General features: G+C 54.8%; 18 protein-coding genes. 11 read left to right on the forward strand and 7 right to left on the reverse strand.

The features are described 5' to 3' along the window. The first annotated feature begins 71 nt into the window (after positions 1-71). The 3 genes from OHL19_RS23140 (at position 72) to OHL19_RS15510 (ending at position 2,084) form a co-directional block, all read left to right on the forward strand. Positions 72-338 (forward strand): ArsR/SmtB family transcription factor, encoded by a 267-nt coding sequence (locus OHL19_RS23140; protein ID WP_396126785.1) that lies wholly within the window; start codon positions 72-74, stop codon positions 336-338. 81 nt (positions 339-419) lie between these two features. Next, positions 420-1,553 carry an alkene reductase gene (locus OHL19_RS15505; protein ID WP_263358628.1) on the forward strand — a complete coding sequence of 378 codons (1,134 nt, stop codon included), beginning with the start codon at positions 420-422 and terminating at the stop codon, positions 1,551-1,553. A gap of 45 nt (positions 1,554-1,598) precedes the next feature. After that, positions 1,599-2,084, forward strand: coding sequence for a DinB family protein (locus OHL19_RS15510; protein WP_263358629.1), 486 nt, complete (start codon positions 1,599-1,601; stop codon positions 2,082-2,084). A gap of 108 nt (positions 2,085-2,192) precedes the next feature. Here the strand turns inward: OHL19_RS15510 and OHL19_RS15515 are convergent, their stop codons facing one another. Together OHL19_RS15515 and OHL19_RS15520 are read right to left on the reverse strand one after the other, a co-directional pair. Next, a complete protein-coding gene (locus OHL19_RS15515; RefSeq protein ID WP_263358630.1) occupies positions 2,193-3,113 on the reverse strand; it encodes an NmrA family NAD(P)-binding protein in 921 nt (306 codons plus the stop codon). A 159-nt stretch (positions 3,114-3,272) separates the two neighbouring features. Then, entirely contained in the window at positions 3,273-3,830 is a 558-nt protein-coding gene (locus OHL19_RS15520) for a TetR/AcrR family transcriptional regulator (protein WP_263358631.1), read from the reverse strand. A 340-nt stretch (positions 3,831-4,170) separates the two neighbouring features. On the opposite strand from OHL19_RS15520, the gene OHL19_RS15525 reads away from it, so the two are divergent. After that, positions 4,171-5,001, forward strand: coding sequence for an oxidoreductase (locus tag OHL19_RS15525; RefSeq protein WP_263358632.1), 831 nt, complete (start codon positions 4,171-4,173; stop codon positions 4,999-5,001). Between the two features lie 211 nt (positions 5,002-5,212). Here OHL19_RS15525 and OHL19_RS15530 read toward each other — a convergent pair whose 3' ends face one another. The 3 genes from OHL19_RS15530 to OHL19_RS15540 form a co-directional block, all read right to left on the reverse strand. Beyond that, the gene (locus OHL19_RS15530) at positions 5,213-6,811 is read right to left on the reverse strand and encodes a ParB/RepB/Spo0J family partition protein (protein ID WP_263358633.1); all 1,599 of its coding nucleotides are present in this window, start codon (positions 6,809-6,811) and stop codon (positions 5,213-5,215) included. Between the two features lie 84 nt (positions 6,812-6,895). Then, on the reverse strand, positions 6,896-7,306 hold the full coding sequence (locus tag OHL19_RS15535) for a DUF6908 domain-containing protein (protein ID WP_263358634.1): 411 nt from the start codon (positions 7,304-7,306) through the stop codon (positions 6,896-6,898). Beyond that, on the reverse strand, positions 7,306-8,286 hold the full coding sequence (locus OHL19_RS15540) for an ArdC family protein (RefSeq protein WP_263358635.1): 981 nt from the start codon (positions 8,284-8,286) through the stop codon (positions 7,306-7,308). Before OHL19_RS15540 ends, OHL19_RS15535 begins: the two co-directional genes overlap by 1 nt. Before the next feature lie 745 nt (positions 8,287-9,031). Here OHL19_RS15540 and OHL19_RS15545 point away from each other — a divergent pair. The 5 genes from OHL19_RS15545 (at position 9,032) to OHL19_RS15565 (ending at position 14,862) form a co-directional block, all read left to right on the forward strand. Next, positions 9,032-9,709: a hypothetical protein gene (locus OHL19_RS15545; RefSeq protein WP_263358636.1), complete on the forward strand. Its 678-nt coding sequence runs from the start codon at positions 9,032-9,034 to the stop codon at positions 9,707-9,709. 330 nt (positions 9,710-10,039) lie between these two features. Then, on the forward strand, positions 10,040-13,027 hold the full coding sequence (locus OHL19_RS15550; RefSeq protein WP_263358637.1) for a hypothetical protein: 2,988 nt from the start codon (positions 10,040-10,042) through the stop codon (positions 13,025-13,027). A gap of 236 nt (positions 13,028-13,263) precedes the next feature. Beyond that, complete coding sequence (locus tag OHL19_RS15555) at positions 13,264-13,680, forward strand: hypothetical protein (RefSeq protein ID WP_263358638.1); 417 nt, start codon at positions 13,264-13,266, stop codon at positions 13,678-13,680. Next, positions 13,628-14,068, forward strand: coding sequence for a hypothetical protein (locus OHL19_RS15560; RefSeq protein WP_263358639.1), 441 nt, complete (start codon positions 13,628-13,630; stop codon positions 14,066-14,068). The genes OHL19_RS15555 and OHL19_RS15560 overlap by 53 nt, the downstream gene beginning before the upstream one ends. A gap of 14 nt (positions 14,069-14,082) precedes the next feature. After that, a complete protein-coding gene (locus OHL19_RS15565) occupies positions 14,083-14,862 on the forward strand; it encodes a hypothetical protein (protein WP_263358640.1) in 780 nt (259 codons plus the stop codon). A gap of 126 nt (positions 14,863-14,988) precedes the next feature. On the opposite strand, the gene OHL19_RS15570 is transcribed toward OHL19_RS15565, so the two are convergent. Further along, positions 14,989-16,716 carry a serine/threonine-protein kinase gene (locus OHL19_RS15570; RefSeq protein ID WP_263358641.1) on the reverse strand — a complete coding sequence of 576 codons (1,728 nt, stop codon included), beginning with the start codon at positions 16,714-16,716 and terminating at the stop codon, positions 14,989-14,991. Positions 16,717-17,080: 364 nt separating this feature from the next. Next, complete coding sequence (locus OHL19_RS15575; RefSeq protein ID WP_263358642.1) at positions 17,081-17,416, reverse strand: hypothetical protein; 336 nt, start codon at positions 17,414-17,416, stop codon at positions 17,081-17,083. A 208-nt stretch (positions 17,417-17,624) separates the two neighbouring features. On the opposite strand from OHL19_RS15575, the gene OHL19_RS15580 reads away from it, so the two are divergent. Continuing rightward, entirely contained in the window at positions 17,625-19,358 is a 1,734-nt protein-coding gene (locus tag OHL19_RS15580; RefSeq protein WP_263358643.1) for an SIR2 family protein, read from the forward strand. Further along, complete coding sequence (locus OHL19_RS15585; RefSeq protein ID WP_263358644.1) at positions 19,355-20,776, forward strand: argonaute/piwi family protein; 1,422 nt, start codon at positions 19,355-19,357, stop codon at positions 20,774-20,776. Before OHL19_RS15580 ends, OHL19_RS15585 begins: the two co-directional genes overlap by 4 nt. The last annotated feature ends 11 nt before the right edge of the window (positions 20,777-20,787 follow it).

Raw genomic sequence — 20,787 nt, forward strand, 5'->3', positions numbered from 1 at the left:
GACGATGGATGGCTTCAAAGAGACCCGAGCGAATAATGTCTTCTCGCATTTCGGAAAGAGAAGTTAGAGCTATGGCTCGTTGCCTGACGTGCTACAGCCGACAGACAATCCTCCAGGAACTAGGAGCGGGGGAGAAGGTGCCTTTGGCTCAACTCCGGCGACATCTCTCCGTCACACCTGCAACGCTGTCCCACCATGTCGAACAGCTCGAAGCCGCTGGATTCATCGAGATTGAACGGATTGGCAAGCAAGCTTTCGTCAGTTTGAGGCGAGATACATTGCAGTCGTTTGGCGATTGGATCTTAGCTCTTGTCACTCGTCCTCCCACCCTTCACTAACCACGGTCTACGAGTCGCCAGAATGCGCCTACGGCGACGATAGAGTCAATGGCGCTATCTCCAGTTCCTGAAAGGATCATAATGTCGAATCAACCTCTGCTGCATACATACCAGATGGGCGACCTGGCTCTTCCGAATCGCATCGTGATGTCTTCGCTCACTCGGATGCGGGCCAATTCAACCAACCACGTTCCGACCGCTTTGCAAGCTGAGTATTACGCTCAGCGAGCTTCTGCCGGACTGATTATTTCTGAGGCTACCGCCATCAGCGTCGATGGGTTTGGATGGGCTAACACGCCGGGACTGTGGAGCAAAGAGCAGGTCGCGGGTTGGAGGCAAGTGACCGATGCCGTACACCAGCGTGGCGGAAGGATTATCGCACAGCTCTGGCACACAGGCGCAATGTCTCATCCGGAACTTCGGAATGGAGATTTGCCAGTATCCGCCTCTGATGTTGATCCGCTTCAAATCTCGGTAACGCCGACAGGACGTAAACCAACTGTAGTGCCTCGCCCTTTGACAAAGGAAGAGATTAGGGCGACTGTGCAGGATTTCGCAAAGGCGGGGCTAAATGCAATCGAGGCCGGCTTCGACGGCGTTCAGATTTTAGCCAACTATCTCTATCTGATTCCTCAGTTTCTCAACATGAAAACGAATCGACGAACGGACGAATACGGCGGCAATCTTGAGAACCGCGCACGATTCTTGTTTGAAATCGTTGAGGAAGTCGCGAGCGCCGTTGGCAATAAGCGCACCGGGATCAAGATCAGCCCGATGCATGAGGGCGGAGAGTTTAGCGCAAATGAGGAGACGCTTCCGGTAACGGAATATGCCATCCGCAAGCTAAATGATTACGATCTGTCGCACCTTTTGTTGATGGGCAATTCAACAGACTTTACGGGGACTCCCCTGGAGGCGCTTGCCGGAGACCAGATGTTTGAATACTTCCGCCCACTGTATAGCGGAACACTTATAGCTAATGCCAACATGGATCGAGAGCGCGGCAATCACCTCATCACCTCCGGATTGGCGGATTTGGTTGCTTTTGGGCGGGCATATATCGCCAATCCGGATCTGGTACACCGCTTTCAAAATGGAGCACCACTGGCTGACATCGACTGGGAAACGGTCTATGGATCAGACGGTGGTGGTTACTCCGATTACCCCTTTCATCAACCAATCGAATATACCGGCCAGCCAGCCTCGTCACTCTGAATGAAGTGGCGAACAATACATATAGAGAACAGGAGAGTGATATTAATGACGACGGACGAGCTGTTCGCAGCAGTGGCGGTGACCGGATGGAGACGCGCGATAGGGTTCACTGAAAGATTGTTGTCCTCGCTCAGCGATGAAGGGTTATTCCTGGAGGTGGCACCTCACCGAAACCGCGTCTACTACATCGTTGGGCATCTGACCGCAACCCATGATCGACTTATCGATATGCTCGAACTCGGACAGCGCCTCCACCCTGAATTCGATGAGTTGTTCCTCGATAATCCGGACAGGACATTCCCGGACGAACTCAGCCCAACGCAGTTGCGTGACGCGTTCAATACGGTGAATGAAAAGGTAACCCACGGCGTAGAAGCAATGTCTCCTCTCGATTGGTTGAAGCGACACTCTGCTGTTTCTGAAGAGGAGTTTGATACCGATCCTAAAAGAAACCGGCTCGCTGTACTGCAATCTCGCATTGGACACGTCATGTACCATAACGCTCAAATCCGGCTCTTAGCTACGTCCTGACTGCACTGGTCTTGGGCACATTCGTAAAGAAGGGCGGCGCTTTGCGCCGCCCCATACTGCAATGAATAAGCTCTTATCTAAAACCTAAGCCGCTTTTATCTGCTTCCCTTACGCATGTTCATAACTTGAAGACACAGGGCGTTCGATAGCAGAGTCGAAAATGGCACGGTGCTTTTCGACATAAGCCTGGACTGTCATGGGAGCCTGCCCCGTTAGTTCTCCGATGATTCCGTCCTGGCCTGCAAAAACTCCATTCTGGTAGTCCTTCGAGACCTCCGCAACATGCTGGTGGATAAACTCGCTCCAACCTTTCAGCTGCCCTTCCTGGATGAACTGCTCGGCGGTTACAGGCTCATAGTGGACCTCGAAACCCAGCGCCTTGCTCATCTCTTTCGCGATCTCGTGGTGGTTCATCTCTACCGGGCCGTGGACCGTGTAGCTCTTGCTGGCATGAGGCTCGGGATTCTTCAGGATAGCGGCCACCAATCGTCCGATGTCTTCTGCGGCGATAGGAGCGTGGCGTCCTTCGCCCATCGGAAGCTTGAGAGCACCGGTCGCGCGGAGTTCGGCGGGATCGACCAGGTATACAAGCCATTCCGCGAAGAAGGTTGGCTTCAGATGCGTTGTCGGGATTCCGGACCGGTCAAAGATGCGCTCCGCCACCCAGTGGTTAAGGGCGGCGTGGCTCTTTGCAGCGCGCCGCGCCGAAATTTGCGAAATGTTGAGGAGAAACTTCAACCCTGCCTCTTTCGCCGCAGCCGCAAAGTATGCAGTTGCGTCGATCAAACGCGGAGCCACTGGGTAGCAGAAGTAGGCACTCTCGATCCCCTCCATTGCCCGGACGATTCCGTCGAGGTCAAAGAAGTCCCCGACCACGACATCGGCTCCTAGCTCTCGGAGACTATCTACCTTCGGTCCTTCGCGATGGGCCAAAGCCCGCACGGGAATTCCCTGCTTTAGTAGAGTCTCAGTCGCGACATATCCTGATTTGCCTGTGGCACCTGTAATGAGAATTTTCGGCACTTTCATCAATAGCTCCTTATCTCCGGACCATTTAACCGGGATGATGTCAGAATAGTGGCGACCGCTAGCATTGTCAATCATAGCGACAGCTATCATTGAAGATACGATTCGAGAGACGCCATCTTTTCACTGATTTGTTGGCATTGATGGGATTGCGTCGTTGTTCTAACGCAATTCCCTAAGCAGCTTGGAACGGGTGACTGAAAGTATGCGGTCGGAGAATTCCGGGTCGTCTACAGCACGAGCCAGAATCATCGCACCGACCATCGAGGCAACTGTGGCAAGCATCTCGTCCTTGCGTGCGCGAGGCGTCCCTGTCGGCAGTTTCTCCGCCAACCGTGCCGCCGCGCCTTTGACGATGCGCGTGAAGGAGCGGCGAACGACCTCTCCTTGCCGGGGCATGTCACCTCCCAACGCGGCCATGAAGCAACCTGATCCCGGATTCTCCCGATGCTTTGGACTAAGGTAGCGGGAGACTAATCCTGAAACAGTATCCACAGGCGCGGCCAGGGGGCCTTCGCGCTCAAATCCGTCTTCGAGCGCTTCGGCGAGAAGCTTTTCCTTCGAGCCGAACTGACTGTAGAGACTTCCGTGCGTCATTCCCGCTGCTTGCCCGAGTGCGTCCACGCCGACTCCCGGTACGCCGCGTTCGCGGAACAACCTGGCCGCGCTCGTAAGGATCAACTCCCTGTTCTCGGCTGCTTGCTTCTTGGAAATCTTCATATAGGCCCTCCTGTGTCGCAGCGTCCGCCACCACTGTCTAATAGTAGCGGACACAATGATTGATAGGCTAGTCTTAGTCCAGTCCGACCAGTTCGTCCCACGACCCTATCGCGAACGGACAGCTATTAGGACCCATGAACGTTCAAGGCCGCTTACAGCGTCACCACACTTCGTTTCAGAACTTGGTGATCCAAGCCGGTAAAGGAGCCAAATACGCTGAGATGAAATGTTCCTGGACGTGGCATTGGGCTTCATGAGGTTCTAAACAAGCTGTGCGAATCGCGCTGAAGGCGGTCTGTGCAAACGATTAAATTGTTCTTCTTAAACGGAAAGGTCCATCGTGTCTCAAACTTGGCTAATCACAGGTAGCTCTCGCGGACTCGGGAGAGCGTTCGCAGAAGCGGTACTCACGGCGGGTCACAATTTAGTCGCGGGCGCCAGGAATCCACAACAACTGGATGATCTCAAGCACAAGTTTGGAGAGAGAATTCATCCGGTCGTTCTCGATGTGACCGATGAGGCCCAGGCTAAAGCCGCAGTCGATGCTGCCATGAGTCGATTTGGCGCTCTCGACGTTCTTGTGAACAACGCCGGATACGGCAACGTGGCTCCAGTCGAAGACACATCGCTCGCAGAATTTCGGGCACAAATCGAAACTAATCTCTTCGGCGTCATCATTATGACGAAGGCTGTACTTCCATACTTCCGGGAGCGCAGAGGCGGATATATCGTCCAGGTCACGTCAATCGCAGGACGGCTCGGCCCAATAGGACGTGCTCCCTATGCGGCCGCCAAGTTTGGCGTTGAGGGCTTTTCGGAGTCGTTGGCGAAGGAGATAGCACCGTTCGGGGTCAAGCTGACGATCATCGAGCCAGGAGGCTTCCGCACTGATTTCGCCGGTTCTTCTACTTCACTTCGTGAGGGCCGCTCGGAATACGCATCAACCGTGGGGGCCACCATTCGTTTTCAGCGAGACTACAACGGCAAGCAACCCGGAGATCCCGCCAAAGCGGCTAACGCTCTTCTCCAACTCGCTTCACTACCTGATCCTCCGTTACGGTTGCTGCTAGGCAGCGACAGCTATAACGCTGCCGAAGGCAGTGCTCTAGCCAAACTCGAAAGTGACAGGAAATGGAAAGAGCTTAGCCTTTCCACGGATTATTCGTCGTGAATACTTCATATGCCGTGCAGCAATGGGAGGACGAGGACAGACGAATCTAGGTGCATAGCGTATGCACGTAGGCGCGCTGTCCACGCTACCTGTAGCCGTGTACGCGGGATGAGGGTGCAGGGAGAAACCAAAGCGGGTTCTCCCTGCGCGATTTTAGCGGCAGCATAAAAGAAGGGGCGACTACGAGCCGCCCCCACCTGAGACTTGTTTGCTACGCTGCTTTCTTCGCGGCTTTAGTTGTGGACTGCGCCGTCTTCTTTGCTTTCTCTTTCGCGACGAACTCCTGCTTGACCTTGGAAGCGATGGCGTCGGTATCCACCTTATAGGCTGTGGCGGCCTCTTTGAGCACAGAAGGAGCATTGTTGCGGGCGGCGGCAAGAACGATGGTCAACTCGACCGTCAACCGTCCCAACATGCTCTCTTCGGCACGACGCAGGAAGGCGGCAAACAGCTTCTCGATGGAGTCGCTGTCCTTGGCCTTCTTGATGCCGTGCTGCTTGGCGACGATGGCGAGACGGTTCTCGTCCAGCATCGCGGCCAGCCTCTCGACGACAAACAGCAGGTCGCGTTTCATTAGCCGCACCGGGACGGCTGCGCCGATGGCAGAGAGTACGCGGATGCCGGTCGTCTCGGAGATGGCCTGTTCCTTGCGCCGCTTCTCCTGCTCGGCCTTCCACTTGGCATTATCCGCGACGTTCTGCGGCGTCTGCTTCTTGGCCTTGGGGTGATGCACCGGGCAGTCGGCGTTGGTGCATACCTTCTGCAAGGTGCCTTGCCCTTCGCCTTCGGCAACGATGGCCTCGGTGGTGTGCTTGCACGTTTTGAACATCGGAGACTTCGCCTGTTCCTTGTCCTTGGGCTTGTCCTCCCGAAGCTCAACATACTTGCTACGGGAGAGCACCGGGCTACCTTCCGCCTGTGGCCGGTAGTCGGTGCTGATTTGTACCAGCTTGGGCTTCGCGGCTACGATGACGGCGATGTGCGCCTGTACCTTCGCCTGATAGCAGCGCGGGTCGGTGCAGGCGTCCTGCTTGCCAAGGTCGGCAAACAGCAGCTTGTTATGGCCGGTACGTTTGGGGCAATCGACGCAGCTTCCGGCAGTGACGATAAGCTCTGCGCTGCGCTTGTCGAAAGGTGCGTCCTTCAACAGCAGCAGCACGTTCGTCTCAATCCAGAAACGCAGATTGCGGACGGGCAACAGTATCCGTGCAGGCTTATCGCCATTATTGGTGTAGACCTCTTTGAAGCAAGCGGTTAGACCTTGCTCCTGCACCTCCGTTGGCAACTTCGCCAGCAGCAGCGCATGGCCCACGCCGATGTCGTTGCGGTAGAACGCAGCGGCTACGGCATCGCAGAGGTCGGTGAGTTTGAGGCGTGTGGTGATGTAAACCGGCGTCTTGCCTACCTTCGCCGCCATCTGCTCGACGGTGTAAGTGGGATCGGACAGGGAGAGAAGCCGCTTATAGCCTTCGGCCTCCTCCATCGGGTGAACGTCGCGGCGCTGGAGGTTTTCGACAAGCTGCGCTTCGATGACTTCGGCATCACTCATCTCGCGGATGACCGTGGGAATGGTTTCTTTCCCGGCCAACAGCGAGGCACGATACCGCCGCGCCCCGAAAACAATCTCCAAGCGTTCGTCCTTGGGGCGGGCGAGGATGGCCTGATAGACGCCGACCTTGCCGATGGTTTCAGCCAATTCTTTCAGGCCGCTTTCGTCGAAGTGCTGACGCGGATTGGTGGGTGATTCCATGAGAAGAGTAAGGGCGACTTCCTGCGTTGCATTGTGGGTGGCGATGGCGGTTGTTTCCATGATGACAAGCTCCTTTCGAGCGGGTTGAGGGTGAATGGAGACAGAGCGGACACGCGCTGACCGTATCCGCTCCAAGAGAGCGGACTAGCAACGAATCGACTTGTCCGTGAAAGCGTCTGTGAATCTCTGTAAGCGCAGGTTGTTGTCCCACGTCTTCGCAAAGCGGACGTGCTGCTCGTGCAACTGAATCAAATGCACGTAATGGTCGCGGACGATGTTGCGGCTCCACTGCTCGACGGCCATGTAATCGTTACGCCAGTACCAAGGGTCAAGGTGTGCGCCTCCCGCGAGTCCAAGCTCAAAGCACATCTCCGGGTCGCGCATCGGGTCGCCGTTCTGTTCGCCATAATGAGCAACAGAGATTGCAGGCAGTCCCATCGGCCCCGTTCCGATGGCCTCGATGACAAGGGCCATATAGGGAAGGTTTTCAATCTTGAGGTAAAGCGTGGGCCGATAGCCTCCGGCCAGTTTGAGAATGTCGAGGATGGTCTGCATTACGCCACCTCCGCAAGTTCCGCAGTACCGTTGTTCGGCGGTGGCAACGTAACGAGGTTGGCGGCGTCTTCTTCCGTCTCTTCCGCAAACGTACTGCCGAGGATGAAATCAACGGCTCTTTGAGCGTTCGCGGCGGCGTGAACGATCAGGCGGTTATCCTCTTCCAGCTTGGAAATCCAGTTCTGGATATAGGCGGTGGTGTTGCGGTCGGTGTGCTCGTTGGCAATCTCCGCGATGGCGCAAAGGAAGGCCGCGCCCATCTCGGCTACTAGTTCTTCCTTGCTGTAGAGGTCATCACCAAAGCGGTCGCCAAAGGTGCGGTGGAGGCGGCTCTCGTGGCCGGTGCTGTGAATCAATTCGTGGAAAAGGGTGCTGTAGTAGTGGGGCGCATCCACGAAGCGGGAGCGGACGGGCATGTGTACGGAATCGTTAGAGGGCCGGTAGTAAGCGCGGCACTCGGTGGGGCTGTCGAGATGGAGCGCGGGGCGATTCTCCCATCCGGTAACGATGGCCTCGCAGGTTTCGTCCGTGTCGATCTCCGGGGCGGTCGTGGGCTGTTCAATCTCGGGTAGCGTGAGGCCGTCGCACTGCTCCACGTTGAACACGGTGTAGTAGCAAAGAACGAACGGGGCGCGGTCGTCTTCTTCGCCGTTTTCATCTTCCTTCTTGCGGTCGCGTAGCTGTTTGAAGAAAACAATCTGCGTCCCTTTCTCTCCCTTGCGTACATTGCCCTTTAGCTCCTGCGCCTGTTTGAAGGTGAGCCAGAAGGGGGATTGATAGGGGCTGGACCAAAGCAGAAATACATTGATGCCCCGGTACGGTTTGCCGGTATGGAAGTTGCGGGGGAACGGGCCTCCGGTAAAGTGCGGGGTCTGCCACGGCTTCTCCCACGGAATGACGCCAGCTTTCAGGCTGGCAAGGATGCGGTCGGTGACGGTCTGGTAGATGCTGGGCTTGGCGATGCTGGCTGACTTCTTCATGCTGCTTCCTCCCTGTGGTGGCTGTTGCCGTTGCACGTCCGCGTTGAAACGCGGCATGTACATGCCGAACGCCTCCTGGCGAAGGTGGGGGGTAGCAAGTGCAAGCCGAGGGGTATCCCCACCCCGGAACGCAGTGGAGGGGCGGAGCGCAGCGGAGGTCTGCACAAGCGAAGCGCGGAAGATTGGGGAGTGGCTTGCAGGCGCGAGGGGCGAAGCTCCCCTTAGCAGTTTTTGCTTGTTCTACCCGGTGGGGCGTTGCGGGGAGGGTGGACCTCCCCGCTGAGATTCTCTCTCGCCTGTCTAGGCTTTTCCTTTCTCTTTAGGGGTGTCCAGAGGGGATATTTCTCTTTTCGGAGGGAGCGCAGCGAGATCATGAAAGCAAACGGATTGCTGATCTCAGCCGAAGAATTTACCCAGCGGAATCCGATTTCCGCTTGCCGAACACGGCTAAATGAGTGACTCGGCGATTATTAGCTCATCGAGAAACGGAGGATTTTGGGGCGATTCAAGAGGAGTTCGGCACGGATATGCCTATTGTTCGTCTGATTGCTGCGCAATCAATCGAGTCGATACCGCACAAGACCACCGACGGCAAGTCTTACGTTTCTATTGAGGTTCCTTGGACTTTAGGAGATAGCGCTTCAGGGCGGGCAAGATAAGCGTGGTACGCTTACGCACGAAGCAGCGAGAACCCACCCAAAGCATATTGGAAGGGCGTGTATCGGCCGTCATTCGGGAGAGTACAGTGAGCATTTTTGACCCTTCAAAGCTATTGAGTTATGGCGCGATCGGATTGGGTTTTCTACTCGCGTTCCTCGCGTACCGCCTGTTGTCCGATGAAGGAAAGCGAGAACCCTACCCACGCAAAGAGATGGTCCGTGCGATCTACGCGTTTATGGTGTTCGCTTTTCTCTTGTCATTTCTGGGTTTTTCCAGCGAACTGGCGAAATCGCTTTATGTACCAAAGTCTCTGGCTAGTGCCCCTAATACAAAACCAGTCGACATGCAATCCAGCGACACCAAGCCGCTGGAACCTAAAGTCAGTACCTCGACGGTTGTGCCGGCGAAGAAGGTGGTGGCCGCGAGAGTCGTGAAATCGGTGGATTTCACGCTTCTGACTCCGGTGCTGAAATCACCAATAATTGGCTCAGAGCTCGATTCCTTTCCTAGGGAAATCACGTTTGAATGGGCGGAGGTTCCCGGAGCAGTTGCCTACAAGGTGCAGGCGGAGATACTAAAACCCTTGGACCCCAGCACCCACGCGTCCATATGGGTTCCTATCTGGCAAACTCAAGTTACTACAACGATGAAGCATGACCAATGGTCGGGCGGCGGACAGTATCATTGGCGTGTCATCGCAATTGATGAGAAAGGCCGAACGAGTCAGCCTTCTGACTGGTGGACCTTCAGTTTTCGAAGCTAATTGAAATTCGCTTGACGGCACCCGATGGCCCGGGGAAGATCAAAACGAACTTTCCGTCTGGCGAGCAAGAGCGGATCAGTTGTCCGGGCGCCTACTTGCCCGCCGGTGCAATCAAAGGATGGCAAACAAATGTATGGCACGAAAGTGGACCAGAATGTAGTTTTGGTTGCAAAGCCAACTAAGCTAGGGCCGATCACTATCTAGCATTCACAACGGGGCAGAGATTGTCACCCGTGGAGTTGGACCGCTTTGATAAGAAACTGCTTGTGCTCCCAATTTACTTAGGCTATCGTCACTGTCACTACATCCAGAGCAATCATGAGCCCTTATATGCATAAGTTTGCGGTCTCCCTGCCTAGCCTTCGCCTCTTTACTCTTAGCTTTGCGCTTCTGACATCCTTTCCTGCCTTATGTGCACCAACGGCGCCGACGAACTGCACCCCTCCGCGTGGGTACGGCCAAGCGGCTTGCACCGAGGTGACAGTCGGTGTCCAGACGTGGACCTATCAACGCCTCTACCCTCTTCTCTCTTCCCTATACAACGACCTGATGAACAGCACGGCGGCCCTCAATCCGAATGCCGCCAATGGTACGAGCACGGACGCGCTCATCCAGAGCCTCCAGGTTCAGTTCGGATATAGCCAATTGTCCGCAACACAGAATCAGGCAGCCGCTCAGATGCTGAGCGCAAACACATCGTTCCAATCGCAACTCATTCAACAGCAGGCGAGCCTCCTGCAGTCTTCCCTAGCAGCACTGCAGCAGCAGAACCAGGATCAGAACACATTGACGGCGGACACTAACGCAGCCAAACCGAGCGCTGTGCTCACGGCCGATCAAGCAGCATTAACAGCGGCGCAAGCTAACGTAAGCACCGTGGCCGCTCAGATGGCTCAAGTCACAGCCCAACTGAAGGCACCTACCTACGCACCTGCTTTTGCTTCAGCCGCTCCCGTCACAGCCCTTACAAATCCCACTGCTCTTTCGTCCAGTGCTGGCGCACCGTCGTCAGGTACTCCTGCGCCCAACTTCCCGGCGACCAAGCAGATCCAGAACGACGTGCAATATTATTGGACCCGGCTGCTTACTCTCGTGGGGGTGATGGTGAAGCCGGATAACGCTGACCGTGACGACCAGATCTATATGCTCCAGTTCGATACCGGGATCTTTCCGGTCAAGCGAAAGCACCAACTACTTGATGTGAGCTATTCGCTTCGATGCACCGACACGGGCAGGCCCGCTCCGACGGTGCTCGACGTCTTTCCGAGGATGGCGGCAGTCAACATCACCGATACTAAGTACCGCGATACTCAGACCGGCTTTGGAGCGCTCATCAGTTGGCTGGGCTTCGGCCTGAACGCCTCCTACAATCGAGAGCACCTCCGGATGTCGCAAGTTTTGGGACAGTCGTCCTACATCACAGGTTTTGGGGTTGGACAGAGCTTGTTCGGCTGGAAGTATGGGATCTCTCTGGGAGATGATGAACTCTCTTCAGATACCCGCACAACATTCGCTCTTGTGAGTGTCCCTAGAGGATGCGTGCCTCACGTGGATCGCCAGAGCACCACCTGGATCAGCAGTGATGGAAAGGAACAGAAACGTCAGGATGACCCTCCGAGCCAAGCCGAATTGAAGGCATGGGCAAATATCCCATCGTCTTCCATGACTGCGCCGACAGAGCTCGTCGCCTCGATTGAGTTCAATCGCCTGGAATTTGACCCATCAACGGTGACAGCAGCCTCCCCCGCCGTTGTCAGCGTCATTCTGACCCTTAACAAGGACATCGATCAACAGTTGACGGTCACGGCAAATGGCACGCCGATCAAGCGAGTACGAGACACAGAAGGCGGCGCGACAGGTACGAGCACGGTGACAGGAGTGCTTGAGTCCGGAACGCTTGGCGATAATACATGGACGCCGATCAGTGCACGAACGCTCCTGTTGAACCTCGACGGCACCTTATTTGGTGCGAGATTCCCTGAGATCATTCTCGCCGCCCCGACCGTCACCGATGACTTGACAGGCCAAGTCGCTGCGTCGCAAACATGCCCCGCGATTCTGGTTTCCGGAAAAACGCTTCTCGGCGGAGCGAACTGCCTGAATCATCTACCGTCACTTGCGTATAAGAAATCAACCACACGGACCGTGACAGCCGCACGGATTCTGCAAGGGCTCGCCGACGGCAAGCCCCGCATCATGTTCACAGTGCTCAGCCCGAACAATCCTCTGGCAGCGTCAGCCTCGACGTCGAGTTCGAGCATTCAGGTCGCATCTGATGCAACCAGCAGTGAATGGGGAGGGGCGACGGAGGTCTATCAAACTTCCGATGCCTCCTCACAGAATATGACACGGCTGGACTGTGATAGACCGCAGGGCTCCAAGCTGCTGTGCAGCATGCCGGCGACGCAGGGGACAGTCGATATTTCTTCTGGAGCAAAGTATCAGATCCTGGATTTGAACCACCAGCTCGACAGCAGCACAACCGGTCCATTAAGCGCCTGGGCCAGTCTGGATCCCTGCTACGACGCTAAAGCTAATGACACTCGGCCCGACACCTGCAAGATTCCGACCTACTGGAACATCATCGGTCCGCAACCCGTATCCAATGGTAGCGGCTGGGACCTGAAATTTGAGTTCGTGAATGTCGATACGTCGAACACTTTCCAGCCGAAGACTGCAACACTCGGGTCGCAGGCCCTATCGTTCGATTCAAATGGTGAGACACAGCCCGTCGCTCTCGATTTTGCGATTACACCGGCTTCGCTTGCCGCCCTTCAAGATGACATGACTCTCGTCTTGAGCGGCGCTCTAGTCAATCAGTCAGTCAGAATCACAAACCTTTGGTCGAAGTTAGCCCCAACAACAAACGCCCAAACGGATCTCACGAACTGGACGGGATCCAATCTCATCAGCGCCTATAACAGTGTGCAAATTGGCCTGAATGGTCCGCTCCACAAGATCGTGTGCACGAGAAATGTGTATTGTCAGCTTGACCCCTCAGAAACTGATGCGATGAAGAATGAGACGAAGTCTGGGCTGATTTACTTAGTAGCACACTCAACGATCCCAAACGCAAAAGATTCGCTTCCGGTGCCGCTCATGCTTAATGGAAGTGGAGCCATGTCGATCGCCACCTATACGCCGCCTCCAAAGCCGGGAGCAACCGGACCATCCGGTACGCCGGGAGCGCCTGGGAGCGCACCAATAACCAATCCCCAACCTACTGTCCCGCCTAGTAACAATCTGGGACCGGCCCCGCCCAATAATTCGAAGGTAGACGTCATTGGAACCCAAACCTTGCAGGCTCCTCCACAGTGAGCCTTCTGCTGGAACCGGCGTCTCGGGAGGCAAAGCCGGTAGCGAGCTGCACGGCGGGGATCGAGCAGGTGGCGAAAGACGCTCTGCGGCTGGAGACAGGGAGGAGCCATCCTCCCTCCACAGGAAGTCGGTCGTACTTACCAGCGATGCTGGAACCGAATAGGAGAGGCTAAAAAGATTACGTTCTGACTGCAGACGAGAATCGCGGTCAGGAAATCATTTCTACGGAGTTAAATATGACGTTGGATGAACTCGAAGCCAAGACCCCTGGAGCAACGGAACAGTGGAATCGTATCGCTCGCGACTCGTGGATTTATACGGTTACGCTGTTTGCGCTGTCCACCCCTTCGACGGGTGATGTTCTGACGCTGGCAGGGACCGGCACTCTCATCGCGTACAAAGACGCCCACTACATCCTTACAGCGGCGCACGTATGGCACAACGTTCTCAAGAAGGTCGATCAAGTCGGGATTACTCTCAGAGAAACATATGATCACACCTGCCTAATGGAACCAGCGACGATCGTCGCCTCCGGACCCGTTGTGCAGAACGATTGGACTGAGTGGGGGGCCGGATATCGTTTTTCTCCGCATTCCGGCTGTGCGCGTTGGCGAAATCAAGGCATTCCGGGTCTTCTATTCGTTGCCGTCTGAGGACAAATCACTCTTCAAGGATGAGCACGTCGAAGCGGGTCTACTGCTGGGTACACCGGAAGCGCTTGGTACCTACAAGAAGAACCATGCCAGTGTGCAAATGACGCCCTTTTGGGTCGCCCCGCCAATCTGCTATGTCGAGAATGGATTCGACTACCTCGACGTCAACGCGCGTCTGCCGCCTCCGAGCGATGTGAATAGCTTTGGTGGCGTGAGTGGTGGAGGCTTATGGAGAATAAAGGTCTACAGTGATCCGACCAATGGAGAGATTCATTCCGAAGCTATCCTCAATGGTGTGGCATTTTGGGCGTATGAGGTCAAAGGCGGCGCTGGCAGGGTTCGTTGTCATGGTTCAGAAAGTATCCGCGTTGCGCTAACTATGGTGTAGGAGATTGAAACGCTATGGCAATCGATGATCCAGTTGGGACTGTGATCCAGCAAGCCAAGGAAGACAAGGAAGCCGAGTCCTACCTGCCCGACCGATTAGCCAGACTGGGATTGTCTGCTGCTGTCGCGGCGGCATTTGCACACATGCCATTTGTCGCCCAGATTTTAACTAGCCTCCTGAGTAACAGTCCCGCTCGTTTTGAGGAACACTTCCTTCAAGTGGCTACCGAACTTCACGCGCAACAGAAGCGAATCGAGGACCGGATTTCCGATATGAATTATTACGAATCCGAAGAGTTTCATTCCCTGTTGACGCTGATTCTCGAAAGACTTCACGCGACTCATCAGAAAGAGAAATTGAAGATGTTTGGCGACGCTCTTGCCAATAGTGGGAGCAGCGATTTCAAGGGAGACGATACGGAGCAGTACATCAGGACGCTACGCGATCTGAGCCTGGAAGATTTGCAACTTCTTAAGGCGATCTGGGCGGCCAAAAAACTTCCTGAGCCTTATCGCAATCTTTCATTTAAAGAAAGCGCGAAGCCCAGCGTTGCTCGGTTGGTGGGTTTCGGCCTAATCAGTGAAGTGCATGGGCTTAAGAAATTCAATCTGACTGTTCCTGTTACCCCAACGTCATCCCAGTCGCCGGAGCGTTATGCGCGGGGGCTTGCTGACGCGTTTTCAAAGTATTTTGAGCAAGCTCCATTCACGACACGGCGCATATCGGATTTTGGAGAACGATTCCTAGACTTTATCTCCGCTGACGAAAGTGGCGATATGGCGTCTAATTCGTAACGCAATGGGATTAGCTGGAATGAGATTCAGTCGCCCGAAAATTTGCCTTGTTGGGATTTTCGCTACGCCGCCTGAACGCCGCCGTTCTGGCTCCGCTGTCCGGCACGTGCTTTAGGGTGCGCTGGTCTACAGCGGAGGCTTCCTCGTAGTCTCCCATTTTGCCTTTACAATTCGGAGATATTTCTCGAACTCCTCTCTGTCGTCGTACTTTTTTATAGCCCTCTGCGCTACTGACGGGAGCCCATCTAATGCAGTCACAACGAAGTCATCCGGGAGTTCGCCCCCGACAATGACTTCGACGAGCTTTCGGATGTTCCACGAGCCCAGGGACGATGGTTGTGCGAGGAAGTGACTGATTATTGCCTTCTTTCGCTCGATGTTGACGCGAGGGTAAATCTCTTTCAAAACCCTCCAAATGTAGAAATCCTTATTGTGCGACATCTGCTCTTCGACGCGTGGCCACGCAGCGTTCTCGTCTACCGTTAGCAGCAGGCCAATAACAGACTCCGTATCGAAATCCGAAAAGAATCTGCCCGTGCTTTCGAGTGCTACGACTCGATTAAAGGCTTGTTTAGAATCGAGTCCCTCTATGATTTGCGATATGTCCTCAGGTCTTACGAGGTCCGAGATGGTGTCAAGCACGTTTAGTCGCACGTCAGGAGAGTATTTCCTAATGGCGAGTGCCGCTACTTTGCCGGTCGGGAAGCGTGGTTTGGATGATGTGCGACGCGGATACAGTCCCGAAACCAAGTATGGAATTGAGGACTCGTGGACGATCTCTCCCAATATTTCGTAAGCGGTTGAAGATACATCCAATCTTCTGCTGCCCAGTGCCTCATGCAGGATTGGAAGTGCGCTTTGGCCGAGTCGAAGGGCTGGCTTGATGGCTTCCTCTTGATGGAGTCGGTTATTACTACCGAGCAGTTTCCGTAAAAGGGCTTCGTCTGTGTCTGAGGTTGAGGGCGCAGCATCCGGTACGTCGCCAATCTCCAATCGCGCCCAGAAGATCGCCTCGATTGCCTCGTCTAGATAGCGGTAGCGTTTCTGTGGATCATGCGCCATCATCCTGCTCAATATCTTGTCAAGCGGTTCCAGCCTTTTGTCTAGAACCGCTAATGGCGGTAGATTGGGTCGGGTTGGCGAGATTCCTGAGAGGAGCTCATAAAGAATGCAGCCGAGGGCATAGATGTCGGCACGAGCATTCACTTTCGTGGCGTCGCCATGACGTTGCTCAGGCGCATAGTAATCTTTGTTCATCAACCTCTCAGCCGGGAGTGTCAATAGACTATCGTCGGTAGACTCGGGCATGACATGCGCTATTCCAAGATCCGATACCTTGGGAATGCCATCAAAAATCAGCACATTCGGCGGCTTTAGGTCTCGATGAACAATTCCCTTGTGATGCAGGTAACTTACTCCCTGAGCTACTCGCAGGAATGTTTTGAGTTCGCGCAGGTTACCTATGCCGAAGCCGTGCGGCAATAATTCTCTCCAGGTCTTGGACGCCCGGCGCATCAGGTAAAACGGTATCTTGTAAGCGCCGACAGTGGCCGTCCCGATGCCTTCGGAGGCAAGGACGTAAGGATGGTCCACCTTAGCCGTCAGGTCAGCCTCGCGTTGAAACCTCTTGAGGGCTGATTCGTCTAGGTCACGCGCGTCGGGCGGGATATAGAATTTTGCCACCAGCTCTTTTGTTGCAGATTTGACGACGAAGGCCACTCCGTTACCGCCCCGCCCAAGCTCCTTCGAAACTTGATAGGTAGTCCGCTGCTTGTCCGCCTGAATTGTGGCCTTCGCAAGCTTGTTGATGATCCGGTTGCGATCCATTTGCCAAAGTCCTTCCTTCTCAGCCATTGTTCCGGGAGCGCCCTCCCGCGGCATGGCCTCTCTATCCGAGGGAGCTTGCGGAAAGTCTAAGAGGGCTGTGGGGCCGTGTAGAGATACCGTCTGATGGTATCTGATTTAGTGCTTTTTCCCCTGGCCACTACCTGTCGACACGCGGCCAGTCAGATTAAGGCCTGGGAAATACACCACCGACCTCTAACCCACATCCCAGGATGTCACCTATCATGTACAGGCCGAGTCACTCATCCAGTCCGGTTTTATGACCGCAAATCGGTCAGATGCGGATGAGTGCCGAAAGGCATGCGTTTCTGAAGGAGATTGGGTCAGGACAACGTGATCCTTGGATTGCTGATGTTAACTTCCAATCGTGGCCTCAGTCCTCATAGCTTGATTCAGCCGAACGCAGAGTGACGGGACCCTGCCTCAACTCAAGTCGCAGCTTGTTCATATCGGGCTGGGTCGAAAACGGATGCGATTGATCGTACCAATGCGTCCGAAGCCAGAGACTAAGATCACCGTCCATTCGCTCATAGATATATGTCGCCGAGGGGTGGCCGTCGCCTTGCTCCCTCAACCCGAAGGATTCCGCGGCTGTAACGGCAGGAGCGAAAGAGCATTCTTCAGCAGCCGTCGTTAGTGTCTTTGCGATGGCTTCGAATGCTTCCTCGAATTCTGTTCGTCGATCGTGGGAAGGATTTTCAAAAGTCATGCGAGCCATCCTAACAAAATGCACTCTCTTCGGCTCTCATTCTTTGCGGTACAGCATCATCTACATTTCGATAAGAATCTATCGGGCCACGAATGCTTTGAGCGGCAAGTATGCACTACACTGGGTGCAACGTCGTAAGTGATTGAATTTGTATTTAGATTCCTTTAACATGCGACGGCACTACCAAACTTGCACGGGGTAGTACCTGATGCCGTTGATGCCTCTCGATGAGTTTTTGCGGCTCTTTCCAATTCGCGCTTCGTCCCTGGCATGGTTCTTAGGTGCGGGCGCTTCTGCCTCAGCTCGATTGCCTACCGCGGGTGATCTAATTTGGCGGTTCAAGCGAACGCTGTACTGTACCAGCGCGAAGGTTGATCCAAGGACCTGCGATGACCTCGGCAATGAGGTCGTCCGTGCGCGTTTACAGCGATACCTCGATGGTACGGGCAAATATCCTGCGTTGAATGCGCCTGAGGAATACGCCTCCTATTTCGAGCAGACCTATCCTGCTCCTGAAGATCGGCGACGCTTTATCGAAACGATGTTGCAGGGGGCAACACCCTCGTTTGGGCATCACATTCTCGCTGCGTTGATGAAGGCAGACAAGACAAGGCTGGTGTGGACGACAAACTTTGATCGGTTGGTGGAGGATGCCGCGGCGACAGCCTACGGTTCCACATCTGCATTGACTGTCTCCACGATTGACTCCAGCGCAGTCGCTATCCGTGCGCTCAACGATGGAAGTTGGCCATTGCTGGGAAAGCTCCACGGCGATTTTCAGTCTGTGGCTCTCAAAAATACGACCGATGAGCTGAAAAACCAAGAAAGTGCGCTACGGGCCGCGCTCATCGAATCATGCAAGCGGTTCGGTTTGATCGTCGCTGGTTACAGTGGGCGCGACGAGAGCGTGATGAATGCCCTCGAAGAAGCGGTCTCCTACCCTAATGCCTATCCAGGTGGACTGTTCTGGGTGTTGCGTTCCGGTTCACCCGTATACTCCCGCGTAGAGGCGCTTGTGGCTCACGCGCAAAGTGCCGGCATCCAAGCGGCCTTGATCGAAACAGAAACATTTGATGAGTTGATGGGCGATTTGGCACAGCAGGTCGAAGACCTTCCGTCCGGCCTCTTGGAAACCCTTAATAAGATGCGGTCGAAGGTCAGCAATGTTTCGCTCCCGGCACCAGGAACTGGCTGGCCTGTAGTGAGAATGAATGCGGTCCCAATCTTAAGCTGGCCGAAGGAGTGCCGGAAATTTGATGCCAAGATCGGGGGAGCCAAGGAGCTACGCGAGCTACTTCGAGCGGAGACTGCAGAACTTGTTGCTGTGCGTTCTCAGCATGGCGTCCTAGCGTTTGGCGCCGATGCAGAAGTTCATCGCGTGTTTGCTGCCCACAAACCAGACAAGTTAGATCTGCATTCGATAGAAGCAAGCCGATTGTGGCGGGAGACAAATGAACTGAACCTCCTGCGGAATGCTTTGGTTCATGGATTGATTCAGAACATGCCTCTGATCGTCTGGGCAGGAAGGGGTGTTCACGAGATTCATATTGACCCTGCGTCTGCGAATGCGCCGCAGCTTGCGCCGCTTCGCACCGCACTCAAGGTGATTGCCGGAACGGTACCGGAGACGGACGTGAAGTGGTCTGAGGGTGTGTCGATCCGTATCGAATATCGGTTGGGGCGTTTATGGATGTTGCTGGAACCTACGGTTTGGTTCGAGAAGACCAAGAGCGACGACGAGCGATACATCTGCGGAGACTTCGTGAGGGAGCGGCAAGCGCGAAGATATAACCGGGTTGCAGACAGCATTCTCAATGCCTGGTTGCAGGTTTTGCTGCCCGGAACGCAGGATGCCGAGATTCGTGCCTTTTATGGTCAGGCGGGAATCGAGGCGCGCTTCGTGATTTCACGACGGACGGCATTTACGAGGAGGAGTTTATGAAGCAAGATCGTTCGGCGCTTCCAGGATATGGGAAATCTGCGGAACCCCTCTTGCTCTTCAGTCCAGAGCGTCCGGGGGATCGTGATGTGCATCCGTTGCGTGGGCTTGTCCAATACGGCCCGTACAGCAAGAACTTTATCAATAGAGTTTTTGATCCAATCCGAGTAGCCACGATATTTCCCGACGGCATGAATGCACGCGTGAGAGCATTGTTCGATGAATTTGAACGCTCTCATAACCCACAGGAGCGGAAGGACTATCTGATTCCGTTTCCGGGCTTCCGTACAGTCTTTGGCATCAATCTGAAGCCTGCTGCGGGTGGATTGCACGTTGTGATCCCAGAGAACGCCGATGAGATCATCCACAGTAGTTCCCATCCTCATATCGCACTTGCGCAACTAATCACGGATGCGATGACACGGTTAGACACCCGGCGCAATGAGTATGATGTGCTCCTGATTGTGTTGCCCGACCGATGGGAAGATGCCTTTGAGGGAGAAGACGATGGGTTTGACCTCCATGACCACATCAAGGCAATCAATGCGTCTCGCGGAACGCCGACTCAATTCATCACCGAGAGCGGCGCATTGGATTACCGATGCCGTGCGAGTGTCATGTGGCGGTTGAGTATTGCACTGTACTGTAAGGCGGGTGGCATACCGTGGAAGCTTGCCGATGCGGACCCTACGTCGGCGTTCATTGGGGTCAGCTACGCGCTCAAATTCGATCCGAGCGGGAAGGTGACTTTCGTGACGTGCTGCAGCCAGGTCTTCGATGCGGATGGAGCGGGACTCGAATTCGTTGCGCATGAAACCCGCGATGTACATCAGGACGGTGACAATCCGTTCCTAAGCCGTAGCGAAATGAGGCGTATCATGGCCCGCAGTCTCAGTCTTTATCAGAGGCGGCATGGTGGCCAGTCTCCGCAGAAGATCAGTGTTCACAAGACGACGGAATTTAAGAAGGATGAAGTCGAAGGCTGTTTCGATGCCTTTGACTCGATTGCCGAAGTGGATCTCTACCAGATCAAGCAGGAGGTTCCGTGGCACGGCATTCTCTATGAGAACGCAACTTCACCTGCGATGTATCCCTGTGAACGCGGGCTCTATCTTCCTGTGGATGAGAGAGAACTATTGGTGTGGACACAGGGGGACGTTCCCCAGGCGTCCAGTGGAAAGCACTTCTACAAGGAAGGCAAAGGTATTCCGCATCCCATCGCCATCCGACGATTCGGCGGACACGGGAGCTGGGATGCTCCGGTTCAGTCAATCCTCGGGCTGACCAAGATGAACTGGAACAATGACCAACTCTATGACAGAATGCCGATCACATTGCAGTATGCCAGCAAGCTCGCTGCGACTATGAAATCTATGCCGATTGTCTCCTCACGTCCTTATGAGCTTCGTCTGTTCATCTAAAACAAAATTGC

Origin of the sequence: Acidicapsa ligni, from assembly GCF_025685655.1 — a bacterium.
GTDB classification, from domain to species: Bacteria; Acidobacteriota; Terriglobia; order Terriglobales; family Acidobacteriaceae; genus Acidicapsa; species Acidicapsa ligni.